Consider the following 12,715-nt stretch of genomic DNA (forward strand, 5'->3'; position numbering starts at 1 on the left):
ACATATTTTGTAGTTATGATTAACATTACATTGCCAGACGGCAGTATTAAAGAAATGGAAAGCGGCTCCACTCCTATGGACGTCGCAATGAGTATATCACAAGGACTTGCTCGTAACGTAATAAGCGCAAGCTTTAATGGTACTAAGGTAGAGACTAAAACACCTCTTACAGAAGATGGTAGCTTGGTTTTATTTACTTTTAGTAATCCTGAAGGAAAAGAGGCTTTCTGGCACTCTACTTCTCACATTATGGCACAAGCTGTTGAAGAATTATTCCCTGGAGTAAGTCTAACAATAGGACCTGCGATAGATAACGGTTTTTATTATGATATCGATTTTAAAGAACACTCGATCTCAGAATCTGACATACCTAAAATAGAAGCTCGCATGCTAGAAATAGCTCGCGGTAAACATGAGTTTACTATGCGTAGTGTTTCTAAAGCAGATGCTATTCAATTCTATAAGGATCAAGACAATGCTTTTAAAGTAGAGTTAATTGAAAACCTTACTGATGGAGATATTACTTTTTGTGATCACGATACTTTTACAGATTTATGTCGCGGTGGACATGTTCCTAACACAGGAATAATCAAAGCGGTAAAAATAATGAGTATAGCTGGTGCATACTGGCGTGGTGATGAGAACAACCAGCAACTGACACGTTTATACGGAACTTCTTTTCCTAAACAAAAAGACTTAAAAGAATATCTAGCACTTCTAGAAGAAGCTAAAAAACGCGACCATAGAAAACTAGGTAAAGAATTACAATTATTTACTTTTTCCCAGCGTGTAGGTCAAGGGTTACCATTATGGTTACCTAAAGGTGCTGCACTACGTGAGAGACTGGAAGACTTCTTGAAAAAAGCACAGAAAAAAGCAGGTTATGAGATGGTGGTAACACCTCACATAGGTGCCAAAGAGCTTTATGAAACATCTGGTCATTATGAAAAGTATGGCGCAGATTCTTTCCAACCTATTACAACACCTAATGAAGGTGAAGAGTTTTTATTAAAACCAATGAACTGCCCTCACCACTGTGAGATCTATAAAAGTGCACAATGGTCTTATAGAGATTTACCTAAACGTTTTGCAGAATTCGGTACGGTATATAGATATGAGCAAAGTGGTGAATTACATGGTTTAACTCGTGTACGTGGTTTTACTCAAGATGATGCACACATATTCTGTATGCCAGAGCAATTGGACAAAGAATTTAAAGCAGTAATAGACTTAGTTCTTTATGTATTCGGTTCTTTAGGATTTGAAAACTTTACGGCACAGGTAAGTATACGCGATCCTAAGAAGCCAGAAAAATATATAGGTGATACTAAAAACTGGGAAATTGCAGAAAATGCAATTATCAGTGCTGCAAAAGATAAAGGTCTTGATTATGTGATAGAAGAAGGTGAAGCTGCCTTTTATGGTCCTAAATTAGACTTTATGGTGAAGGATGCACTAGGCAGAAGCTGGCAATTAGGTACTATACAAGTAGATTACAATTTACCAGAACGCTTTGATCTATCATACAAAGGGGCTGATAACGAATCACATAGACCAGTTATGATACACAGAGCACCTTTTGGTAGTATGGAGCGCTTTATAGCTATTTTATTAGAGCATACTGGCGGTAATTTCCCACTATGGCTGATGCCAGAGCAGTGTACTATTCTGTCACTCAGTGAGAAATATGAAAATTATGCTAAACAAGTGGCAAATTCCCTAGAAATTAACGAAATTCGCACAGCAGTTGATAACCGTGCAGAAACCATGGGTAAAAAAATCCGTGAGGCAGAAATGAATAAATTACCATATATGCTTATCGTAGGTGAGCAGGAAGAAAAAGATGGTACAGTTTCTGTAAGAAAACATGGTGGAGACGACTTAGGAACGATGAGTGTTGCAGATTTTACAACACTAGTTCAAAAGGAAATCTCTGAAACGATAAAAACATTTGAAGTTTAATTAAAATTATATAGTCATAGCAATACGTAGACGCAGAAGCCGTGGTCCGGCTCGAATTATCAAAGAAGACAAGCACGCAATCAATGAAAAGATACGTGCGAGAAAAGTACGCCTAGTAGGCGATGGAGAACCTCGTGTTATGGACACACGTGACGCACTTAAGGAAGCACAGGAAAAAGAACTTGACCTAGTTGAGATCTCTCCTAATGCTGACCCACCAGTTGCAAAGATCATGGACTACAAGAAATTTGTCTATGAACAAAAAAAGCGTGAGAAAGTAATAAAGCAAAACGCTAGTAAAGTGGTTATTAAAGAGATCCGTTTTGGACCTAACACTGATGATCATGATTACGAGTTTAAAAGAAAACATGGTGAGAAGTTCCTTAAAGAAGGTGCTAAATTAAAAGCTTATGTATTCTTTAAAGGTCGTTCTATTATCTATAAAGATCAAGGAGAAATCTTACTTCTAAGACTTGCTCAAGATCTTGAAGAACTAGGTAAAGTAGAACAAATGCCTAAAATGGAAGGTAAACGTATGAATATGTTTATCGCACCTAAGAAAAAATAATCTTACTCGTTACTGTTATTAAAAGGTAGTAGCAACGTAGAAAGTATATATTTAAAAGACTGTCTCTAAAAACGAGACAGTCTTTTCTTGTTTCAATAATTGAGATTTTAAGAGTTAGTTTTTATCATATTTCATAGAATAACAATACATTCAAATACGGTACAACAGCTACTTAAATAAACAGCAACATCTAGAACTGGTTAAACCACTAGTGCTCCATCAAAGCCTGCTATCTTATTTAAACAGTTAACGACTAGGTACCGCACAAGAAAAATAGAAGATAAATTTCAATGAATGAGTAGGAATAAATTGATGTTTTATAATGCCATTTCTAAATAAAAACCTATTTTTGCAATCCTTAATTGAGGACCGTGTATTTGTGTCTTAATTATCCCTAATAACTCATTGATTTAATAGGTTTTAAGAAACAAAAAGCAGTTTAAGAGAAAGGAATACGAGAATTTAAAAAAGGAAATTATGCCTAAGATGAAAACAAAATCTAGTACTAAGAAGCGTTTTAAGCTTACTGGTTCTGGAAAAATTAAAAGAAAACACGCTTTTAAAAGTCACATCCTGACTAAAAAGAGTAAGAAACGTAAGTTAGCTTTAACGCACTCTACACTTGTGCACAAAGCAGACGAACCAAATATCAAGTTACAGTTACGTCTTAAGTAAGACATTTTTGTAAACCTTGATGGTTTATTAATTCACACAATAACCCAATAGTAGCGCACAATAAAAGAATCTAGAAATGGATCGCCTGCTGTTAAAAAATTAAATTATGCCAAGATCAGTAAATGCAGTAGCTCGTAGAGCACGTAGAAAAAAAGTCCTTAAACAGGCAAAAGGTTACTTCGGACGTCGTAAAAACGTATGGACAGTAGCAAAGAATGCAGTAGATAAAGCTATGGCTTATTCTTACCGCGATAGAAGAAACAAGAAAAGAACTTTCCGTAGACTATGGATCACGCGTATCAACGCTGGTGCTCGTATGCACGGAATGAGCTACTCAGCATTCATGGGAGCTGTAAAAAAGAACAACATCGAGTTAAATCGTAAAGTTCTTGCAGACCTTGCTATGAATCACCCAGAAGCTTTTGAAGCAGTAGTAAACAAAGTAAAATAATTAGGTTTAACAACCATCTCTCGTAATAAAAATCCTCATCAGCAATGATGGGGATTTTTTTATGCCCTAATTTATTGTTTTTGTTGTCTAGATGTACTCCTTCACACCTGGTCTTATCAGTTTCTCATATATTCTAATAATGGTTAACTGACACCACAAATCCAGCGCTTAAGAACTCTTTTTCTACACTTTATTTGTACACCCTAAAGAACGAGCTTCTTCCATAAGAATTATTCCTCTTATAGAACCTAGTTCAATGAAAGCAGAAAAACTCTGACATAAAAAAACCGATGCTTTAACATCGGTCTTTTCAATTATCACTTATGGGGTGATTACTACTTCTTCATTTCTAAATCAGTAATTTTATTTAAGCCTTTAATCTCTTCTTCATATTCTTCTGAGGCGTCTTGCATGTTTTTACGATACGATCTATCGTTCTCGATTTCTTCCATGTATTCTTCCATAGCATCTGCTTGTACATTATTATATTCTTGTACAGTCTCTCCTACTTCTTCTCTTAAATCCTCATATTGCTCAATGACTTCTTCTAGATTTTCTTCAAATTCATGACTGGTCATTTTTGTACCATTCATTAACTCTACATAATCTTTTTGCACATCCATTACGTCTTCCATGATCTCTTCGGTCATTAACCATTCTGGCATCGTATCATCTAGCATCATGATATTAGAACTCATTAATGGTATGATCTCTCGTGTCGTGGTAAAATCTTTACCTTCTAGCATATATACGTGATTTGATAAAGTATTAAAACTACTCCATCCACTCACTCCTACTATTCCTTCGTCTTTTAAATCGTCGGCAGTACCATTAATATCTTTGGTCACTCCGGTGTTTACACCTTCGGCAGGTTGATATGTTTCTTGTGCATTTACATTTGAGATAGTAAATAATCCTGCGATTGCTAGTGTTGTTATGATTGTCTTTTTCATTTGTCTGTATTTTTAAATTAGTTATTTATTACAGTACAAAGTTACAGGCTATAAGAAGTCAGGCCCACATAGAAATTCACAATGGTTCTCTAAAAAAGCATCGTTTTTTAACAGAATTAAAGAAAATAGTAGTTAAAACGATCTAATTACTTATAAAAATGCCAAATTAGACGCGTTTCTCAAATTATGAACTAGCATAAATCTTTAAATTATTTGGGTAGATAGATGGTTGTTTCGCTTTCGCGAAAGCGGAATTATAAATAGCCTTTATAAAAATAAATTAATTGATATTATAAACACCACTTATATTAAGGTTAGCAAACTGACCGACGCTTAATTGAGTATTTAAATTCCATTTAGGGGCGATTTGATAAGCAACGCCAGCATCTACCTTAAGTGAATGCTTGGTCTCGCTAAGAGTGGTAAGCACGTTATTAAAAAGGTTGAAAAATATACCATCTTCTCCTGTTAAACTGTAATCTACCCAACTGGTATTATAATTAACTGCTGTAGAAAATGTCCATTTATTGACATCTTTACTAGCTACAAGACCTGCGTTTATTGAATGAAAATCAATAAGCGATCCATCTATAATTGCTAATGGCGCACCACCATCTTGTGGTTCTAAATCCAGTGGCTCATCATAACCTAGGTTAAGATCGGTAAGACTGTAGTTAGTATAAAAAGCCAAATCAAAACTGCGATTTTCTTTATAAAAGTATTGAGATAGATTGTGTTTAAGGCCTACTCCATAAACGGCATAACTAGAACGCTCGATAGTGATTTGAGGCGCATATCTTAAAGTAACCTCTGTCTCTTTCCATAACCCTACCTGTCCTTGTATATAAGGAAAGGCAAAGAAATCGGTATTTAAACCAGAAAAGGCCTGAAATTCATAGCTCTCACCTTCTATCATAAAATCAAAAAACACGCGTTTCTGTCCACCTAATGATGTAGGTATAGATGCCTGGTCTGCTTCTCTTATATCTAGATTAATAAAATCAGATTGTTGTACTGTAAAACTCTTTTTATTAGAAGGAAAAGGAAGACCACTTATACCAGCAGAGACGTTAATTTTAAATTTATCAAGAGATTTTGCAGTATGGAACCATCCTGCACCTGTTTGCATAACGCTAGCCTCTGCAGCAGGATCGTTATAACCGTCGAGAATAAAAAGTATATCTGTAAGGACGTTCTCTACGTCTGTCTGAGCTGTACTATTCTTGAAACTAACTAATGAAATTAAAAAAACGGTAAGGAAGTAATAATTTTTCATGGATGGGCTTATGAGTCAAATGTACAAATGTTAATTGAGATTATCATGAGGTAGATTTTTAGTTGATTCTCAAATATGGTCTCACTGTATAATCATTTTTTCATTGATTAATCATTAGTAATTAACACGTTGAATATTTTATATACTATTGATTCTACTTAAAATCACTACTTTTCATAGTTCTCAATAACCTTTGCAATCACATCTGATGTGAGTTCATAACCGGTTAATAATGGATAGCCTTCCCACCTAACGATACCATCAGGATCTATTAAAATGCAGTGAGGTATACCTCTTACTTCTAGCGTATTGTTTAATCTACTTTGAGTATCTATGGCACTGTAATATTCTATTTTAGGTCTTTTATGCTTTTTAACCTTTGCTTCTGGCTCATCACTTAACCCTATTACAACAAGTTTATCTTCAAACTCTTTTTGGTAAGAATTCAATTCAGGTATTGCTTTAATACAAGGTCCACACCAGGTAGCCCAAAAGTCTATTAGAACAAATTTCCCTTCGGTATCTGGAATATCTGACAGCCATTTCTCTACTACTAGTTCAGGTGCTTTTTCATTAAGAATGGATTTTGCCCACAACTCTTTTTCTTGTGCATAGGTCGAAATGGTGAATAAGGCAATGATTAAAAAAATGAAGTTTTTCATGTGGTGGTTGGTTTTGATTGGTTCAATTTACTATAAAAATACAACTTCCATTTAATCAGAAATTATATCGTCACTAGTGCCATGTTTACCATCTGCTCCAGCAGATGAGATAACGAAACCTTTCCCATCATCAGACAAAGTAAATTGACACTCTCTTCTCCAAGCGTCTGTTTTCCATTCTTTACGCACCGGATTACTACCTATCAACTCTTCTAAATCGACAGGGTATCTACCATTTATATCGTACCAGTTCTCCACCCTATTTGCTATGACCGTTATTTCTCGTTGGGTATCTTTAGGATAGCTGATTGTTCTTTTATAAGTTATAAAAAGTATCATTAATACTAATGCAAGAAATAGAACGATCGAGTATATAACAACACTGGGCTGTATCATATATTTTTGAAATGGTCGTTTAACTCCATCTTCTTTTTCTAACTTTTCTATATTTTTTCTATGCTTATAATCTTTGCGCAACAAAGCAAAATCTACTAGAATAGAAACTAAATCATGCATTGTTGTATAGATTTTAAGAGCCCGTAAAGGTTTTGTGTATGATTATGGATATAGCAGTGTGCTTGTAGGAAATTTAAGTGGAATTTGCTTGGTTTTATTAGTACGGTTCTTTGTTTTAAGCAGTTTTTAATACTGGTTCAAATAGGCAATAACTTTAGATTCAGGCTCATAAAATATATAAAGATAGCCGTGGCAAAAGTTCAGATATGGGTCAAAATCTTCATCAATAATTTCCTGTCCAACTAATGTTTCACAATCATCAATTTCTGCTAATTGAAATAAAAATTTCATTTTGTTTCCTGTAATTGGACAAATAGGCCAGTTTTCGTCACGAATCCAATTAGGTTTTCCACAATGACCAATTTCGCCAGGTATCATATCAATATTATGAACTCCAATTTTGACTTTAGTTGGTAATGGATTGTCAAAAATAAAATTCAATTTCTTGTACTCTACATAAGCCGTATTAGGTATTTCATCATATAATGGCTGAAAGTCAGTAGGTACATTTTCTCTAATTAATTCAGGCTTTTTTGAATTAGAATAATCAAAAAACACAGGTTCTCGAAGGTCAATAAAAAATGGGCAAATCAAATGCAAATCGAAATCGATTTGTTTTAAATGTTGTTCTTTTTTAGAAATACATCCAAAATAAACAATCGCACTCGTTTCTAATTTAGGTATCTCAAATTCAGAATTTGCTTTTCCTCCAATACAATTATTCCCTTTAGGATTAAGAATCAAAGTTACTTTATCAGATTTCTTTTTAAATATGTTCGATAGTATGTTCATTTCTCAAATTGCTTACAACGTTCAGTATAATAAATCGTAGGGCAGTTAATAAGCACTATCGTTTCGATTTATGACTTAGCTAAATATAGAATTTTGCTTTTATCTTTTTTTACTATAAACGCCAAATTTTATATTTGGTGACTTTGCAAAAATGCTCAAGCCATTGAATTGAGCAACTAACTGTCCTATTATTTTTTATACACTGTTATGCACTGGCTTTATTCCCACCATTCTTTCATTTTCTTATCCGATTTCTCTCGGACAATCGCTCCATTTCGCGCTTGGTTTTTCAATGCAATATCTAACCAACCTTTTTTCCAATATTTTTCTGAAACGTTGAATTCTCCAGCTCCAATATCAAAGTCTTGATTAGAATTTGGAACTCGCCAATCTGCCCAATTGCAAACTTTTTCTTTGTCGGTTGAGTAGCTTTTCCAAATTCCGATGAAGGCATTATTAGTATAACTATCAGAAATGGATTGAATATCGTCATATTCCATTTTGTCATTTTTATTCAAATACCATTTGGAATACAAATTTCCATTAAAAACTCCACTGTGCTTTTGTTGAGCGTTTTCGTCAAACGAATATTCCGCAATCAAAATCCCTTGTTTCTTAATTCCTTTGTTTTTGTATTCATTATCAACTCCAAAGTGTAACCGTTTAACCTCTTTTATTTTCTTGATTGTAATTATTCCAAAAAAATCACAAACAGTCTCTTTAACCATCGATTTTCCGTAAACGTTATATTCATTAGGTTTTTCTGGATTCTTATTTATCGACAGTAATTTTATTCTAATACGTTGATGGTCTTCGCCAATAATTCCGAAAATGACTTCGTTAGATGTTTTTTTCCAAACATTTGAGAAATCATACTGTTCATAGTCACTCAATAGATTTCCAGATGTTAATTCATCTTCAAGTAAAAAATCAGACACGAATGGTTTGTCCGATTGCGCAACCGATATGTATGTAAAAAGTAAAAATATCCAAATTAAAAATTTCATTTTCTTGATTTGTTCAACTTGTGCCTAACAGCCAAAGGAATATTGCGAGTGAGGCATTAGATTGGTATGCTGTTATTTTGATTATGGTTCTAGATGTGAAAGTACAAAACAAATTTAGAACTCATGAGCCTTACAGGTGTTCAAAAAGAGCAAGGTAAAATAGGAAAATACTTAATTAAAAAAGCAAAATCAGGATTTATATATGACGACGGTTATAGAAGTGTACTTGTTAGAACTTAAGTAAAATTCACTTGTTTTTTTAGTACGGTTCTTTGTTGGCAGTTCGTTTTTTTTAGTTCGTATAACTTCTTATTAGTTTGTCGTTTGATTTTATCCATTTATTATATTGTTGAGGAAATGGATTGATAATGCGTTTCTATAAAGTCTTTTTCATATTCAAAGTCATAGAAATTGTTCAGCGATTTATGTTTTTTTATTAATTCAGTTTTGTCAGTCAAGTATAATTCAAGCATAAAGTCAAAACGAATCATTTCCTCAATAATGGTATTTTTTCCGAAATAAACTTCAGGAAAATCATAACCTTGATTTACGATTGAAATATAAATCCCAAAATCATTTTTAAAGGTTTCAATTCCACGTTTTTGATTAGAAATCGAATATCCATCTTCGGACAAATAGATGTTCGCTTTTTCTTTCATTTGAATAAACAAAGGATGAAGAACAGGTCTCCATTGATTTTCATCAGTTTCAAGTTTCTCCTTTGAGTTACTTTTAAAAAAGCTGGAAATAAATTTTTTAATTTTCAATGTGTTTTCTCGGTTTCTTAAATGACTGCCAAAGGATTTGTATAAGAATAGTAGGGCTGAAAATAAACAGTCACTATTCAGTAGAACACAAGCCGAATTTTTAAAATTTACTTATTATTTTTTCTCAATAAGCCCAATTAAAAAATTTGGCGACTTCTCAAAGCTGTGATTGTGTTCTAAAATATATTCAAATTTATATTATTCAATTCCTTCGTGGTCAAAATTTAGTTGTCCAATATTGTCTATAATATTCGGTTCAATGTCAAAAGTTACTGGAATGTTATGTGGCTTTCCCAATAAATTAGTTCCGTTTAAAAAATTATTTTTTTTAGCTGTGAATTCATTCTCATACCAACAATCAAAGAAATTTACAAAGCCATAAAATTCATTATTTGATATTAAAACAGAGTTTCCAAATTTATTATGTCCGCCAGCTTGAAAATCTAAATAGCTATCAAAAATGCAATTGTCAATTTCTAAACCACCCAAAAAATATGTGAACACGAATTGACATTTTTTAAATCGACTATTAGTTATACTAACAGCTTTCTCAAATTGGGTTACGCTACCAGAAAAATATTCGATTATACAATTTTCAATAACAATTTCTTTATTCCAACCGTCAACCGTTTCAATTTTCAGTTCGCCTTCCACATAATAATCTTTTAGTGTTATTCCGTTATTTAATAAAGCGGTAGCTTTTTCTTGAGAAATATTATGTTTCGGTGTTTTTGTCATATTGTGGTCAATAGCCAAAAGTATAATGCGAGTGAGGCATTCCATTGGTATGCTGATGTTATGGCTATAGTTGTAGATGTGAAAGTACAAAACAAATTTAAAATTCATGAGCCTTACAGGTGTTCAAAAAGAGCAAGTTATAATAGGTGAATACTTCATTAAAAAAGCAAAATCAGGATTAATATATGATGACGGTAATAAAAGTGTACTTGTTAGAAATTAAGTGAAATTCACTTGTTTTTTTAGTACAGTTGTTTGTTGTACACCGTTTTTTTTTTATTTCAGATGTTTTTTAATATCCATTCTCTGATGTAAAATTCTAACGATTTCTACCATCTCATTATCTACTTTTCTGTAAAACAATAGATGAGATTTAACTTTCGAAACTCTATAATTTTTTCGAGTTTGTTCTGCAGATTTTCCTGCCAGATAATTTTCCGCAATAAATTCAATTTCTGCAATTATTAAATCGTAATATCTGTCTGCTTGTTCTTTAGACCATTTGTTAAGAGTATAAATCCAAATTTTATTTAAATCCTCAATCGCTTGTTGACTTATACGATATTTGTTATTACTCATAAGTGTTTACGATGTAATTCTTTCAGGTGTTGTTTTGGGTCAAATTCTTCAACAAATCCACTATTTTCTCCAACTTCTAGAGCTTTAATCAATTCTCTTTCTTTTTTTTCATCACGTTCTAACAAACGTAAAGCAGAACGAATTACTTCGCTAACCGAACCATATCTTCCAGAATTCACTTCTTCTCTAATAAACTCCTCAAAATGATTTCCGAGTGATATTGATGTGTTTTTTCCCATTTCGAATATAATTTTACTCAAATATACCAAATATTGGTAACGCAACCAAAATGCACACAATAGCCAAAGGTATAATGCGAGTGAGGCATTACATTGTTATGTAGTATTTTTAATTATGATTATAGATAAACAAATTTAGAATTTATGCGCCTCAAAGGTGTTCAAAAAGAGCAAGTTATAATAGGTGAATACTTCATTAAAAAAGTAAATCAGTATTATATATGATGACGGATATAGAAGTGTACTTGTAAGAAATGAAGTGAAATTTGCTTGTGTTTTAGTGCGGTTCTTTGTTACCACACGTTTTTATTCCGTTGGTGTGATTTTTTCTCCATTTTTATTTAGATAATAAATTCCGCCTCCAAAATGAGGTGCGCCATAATATTCTATTAATTCTCCTTGAAATCCTAAAAAGCAATGCATTTCTGTTTCTATTAATATTTTGCCTTTAACATCAATTAAGGCATCAATAAAATAATCATTAGCAAATTCAAATTCTTGTTCATTAATTACAACACCACATACTCCGTTTTCAAAGCTGTCAACTTTAAAATAATTAGGCTCAATTACAAAAACTCCTGTTTGGTCTATGAAACCCCATTTTGTTCCATCAATCGACACACCTGCAAAGCCTTCAGAAAAATGGTTGACTTTTTTGAACTGAGGTTTAATTACAACTTTATTTTCTTTATTAATAAATCCATACAAGTCATTGTCCTGATAACTTGCAAGACCTTCATAAAACAATGATACATTTCTTAAATGAGCTTTTGGTAAAGCGTCAAATGAATCTGTATTTAATCTACGTATTTCATCGAATTCTCGTCTTCTATCCTTTTCGTAAATAAAATCAATTACTAAATTTCCATTCACATCAACAAAACCCCATTTTCCTCCATTTTTAACTCTAAAAAGACCTTCACGGTAACCATCAATAAGATTGAATTTCTCACCGATTTGTCTGCCTAAACTATCAATAATAAAGAATCCATCTTTATAATATGTTGAAAAACCATCATTAAAGGGTCTTATGTTTCCTTTTGGAAAATTTTCGACTGCTTCTCCTTTATCATTAATGAAATAAAATTCCTTAAACTGTTTGTCGCTAACGACTGCGTAGCGATTTTGAAAATCACCACGGCCATCAATCCACGTTTTTCCAAATTCATTTATTCCCTTGCTATTTATAAACCAATGTTCTTCAAAGCTTGAGATTCGGGCAAATCCATTGCTAAATTTAGTTTCTGGAAAGTTGTCTATAATATCAAATGCTTTATTTCCTAAAGTGTCTATAAAAATCCATTTATAACCTTTTTTTATAACTTCTTTAGAAACGTAACAAAGACCTTCACTAAAGTCACCTACGTTTAGGTATTCTGCTTTTATTTTAATTTCTCCAGTTTCGTCCATAAATCCGTACATACCATTTTCAGCACGAAATTTATAAAGTCCATTTCCTTGTCCATACGAAAGGCACGAAACTAAAATCAGAATTATTGTTATTGTTTTTCTCAAATGTGTGGTAACGTC

Annotated in this window: 15 protein-coding genes; 4 read left to right on the forward strand and 11 right to left on the reverse strand. The window is 32.8% G+C overall.

The window, feature by feature from the left end; all coding sequences use genetic code 11:
- Window positions 1-15: 15 nt before the first annotated feature.
- The 4 genes from thrS (at window position 16) to rplT (ending at window position 3,656) form a co-directional block, all read left to right on the forward strand.
- A complete protein-coding gene (gene thrS, locus ACJJVJ_RS05335) occupies window positions 16-1,962 on the forward strand; it encodes a threonine--tRNA ligase (RefSeq protein ID WP_405369434.1) in 1,947 nt (648 codons plus the stop codon).
- Window positions 1,963-2,017: 55 nt separating this feature from the next.
- Window positions 2,018-2,530: a translation initiation factor IF-3 gene (infC, locus tag ACJJVJ_RS05340; RefSeq protein WP_262497515.1), complete on the forward strand. Its 513-nt coding sequence runs from the start codon at window positions 2,018-2,020 to the stop codon at window positions 2,528-2,530.
- Window positions 2,531-3,007: 477 nt separating this feature from the next.
- On the forward strand, window positions 3,008-3,205 hold the full coding sequence (gene rpmI / locus ACJJVJ_RS05345; RefSeq protein WP_104515360.1) for a 50S ribosomal protein L35: 198 nt from the start codon (window positions 3,008-3,010) through the stop codon (window positions 3,203-3,205).
- 106 nt (window positions 3,206-3,311) lie between these two features.
- Window positions 3,312-3,656: a 50S ribosomal protein L20 gene (gene rplT / locus ACJJVJ_RS05350; RefSeq protein WP_104515361.1), complete on the forward strand. Its 345-nt coding sequence runs from the start codon at window positions 3,312-3,314 to the stop codon at window positions 3,654-3,656.
- A gap of 335 nt (window positions 3,657-3,991) precedes the next feature.
- Here the strand turns inward: rplT and ACJJVJ_RS05355 are convergent, their stop codons facing one another.
- From ACJJVJ_RS05355 to ACJJVJ_RS05405, 11 genes are all read right to left on the reverse strand, one after another.
- The gene (locus ACJJVJ_RS05355) at window positions 3,992-4,609 is read right to left on the reverse strand and encodes a hypothetical protein (RefSeq protein ID WP_104515362.1); all 618 of its coding nucleotides are present in this window, start codon (window positions 4,607-4,609) and stop codon (window positions 3,992-3,994) included.
- 280 nt (window positions 4,610-4,889) lie between these two features.
- Complete coding sequence (locus ACJJVJ_RS05360; RefSeq protein ID WP_405369435.1) at window positions 4,890-5,885, reverse strand: DUF6588 family protein; 996 nt, start codon at window positions 5,883-5,885, stop codon at window positions 4,890-4,892.
- A gap of 167 nt (window positions 5,886-6,052) precedes the next feature.
- Window positions 6,053-6,547 (reverse strand): TlpA family protein disulfide reductase, encoded by a 495-nt coding sequence (locus tag ACJJVJ_RS05365; protein WP_405369436.1) that lies wholly within the window; start codon window positions 6,545-6,547, stop codon window positions 6,053-6,055.
- Window positions 6,548-6,598: 51 nt separating this feature from the next.
- A complete protein-coding gene (locus tag ACJJVJ_RS05370; RefSeq protein ID WP_405369437.1) occupies window positions 6,599-7,063 on the reverse strand; it encodes a hypothetical protein in 465 nt (154 codons plus the stop codon).
- A 126-nt stretch (window positions 7,064-7,189) separates the two neighbouring features.
- Window positions 7,190-7,855 (reverse strand): hypothetical protein, encoded by a 666-nt coding sequence (locus ACJJVJ_RS05375; protein ID WP_405369438.1) that lies wholly within the window; start codon window positions 7,853-7,855, stop codon window positions 7,190-7,192.
- 218 nt (window positions 7,856-8,073) lie between these two features.
- Window positions 8,074-8,862, reverse strand: a complete 789-nt coding sequence (locus tag ACJJVJ_RS05380; protein ID WP_405369439.1) for a hypothetical protein — start codon at window positions 8,860-8,862, stop codon at window positions 8,074-8,076.
- 341 nt (window positions 8,863-9,203) lie between these two features.
- Window positions 9,204-9,629, reverse strand: a complete 426-nt coding sequence (locus tag ACJJVJ_RS05385) for a hypothetical protein (RefSeq protein ID WP_405369440.1) — start codon at window positions 9,627-9,629, stop codon at window positions 9,204-9,206.
- Window positions 9,630-9,827: 198 nt separating this feature from the next.
- Window positions 9,828-10,385, reverse strand: coding sequence for a hypothetical protein (locus tag ACJJVJ_RS05390; RefSeq protein ID WP_405369441.1), 558 nt, complete (start codon window positions 10,383-10,385; stop codon window positions 9,828-9,830).
- Window positions 10,386-10,643: 258 nt separating this feature from the next.
- Window positions 10,644-10,946, reverse strand: coding sequence for a type II toxin-antitoxin system RelE/ParE family toxin (locus ACJJVJ_RS05395; protein WP_104515373.1), 303 nt, complete (start codon window positions 10,944-10,946; stop codon window positions 10,644-10,646).
- On the reverse strand, window positions 10,943-11,185 hold the full coding sequence (locus tag ACJJVJ_RS05400; protein WP_104515374.1) for a type II toxin-antitoxin system ParD family antitoxin: 243 nt from the start codon (window positions 11,183-11,185) through the stop codon (window positions 10,943-10,945). Before ACJJVJ_RS05400 ends, ACJJVJ_RS05395 begins: the two co-directional genes overlap by 4 nt.
- Window positions 11,186-11,491: 306 nt before the next feature.
- Entirely contained in the window at window positions 11,492-12,700 is a 1,209-nt protein-coding gene (locus ACJJVJ_RS05405; protein WP_405369442.1) for a WG repeat-containing protein, read from the reverse strand.
- Window positions 12,701-12,715 lie beyond the last annotated feature (15 nt).

The sequence above is a fragment of the Nonlabens sp. Asnod2-A12 genome, from assembly GCF_045063745.1.
In the GTDB taxonomy this organism is placed as follows: Bacteria; Bacteroidota; Bacteroidia; order Flavobacteriales; family Flavobacteriaceae; genus Nonlabens; species Nonlabens xylanidelens.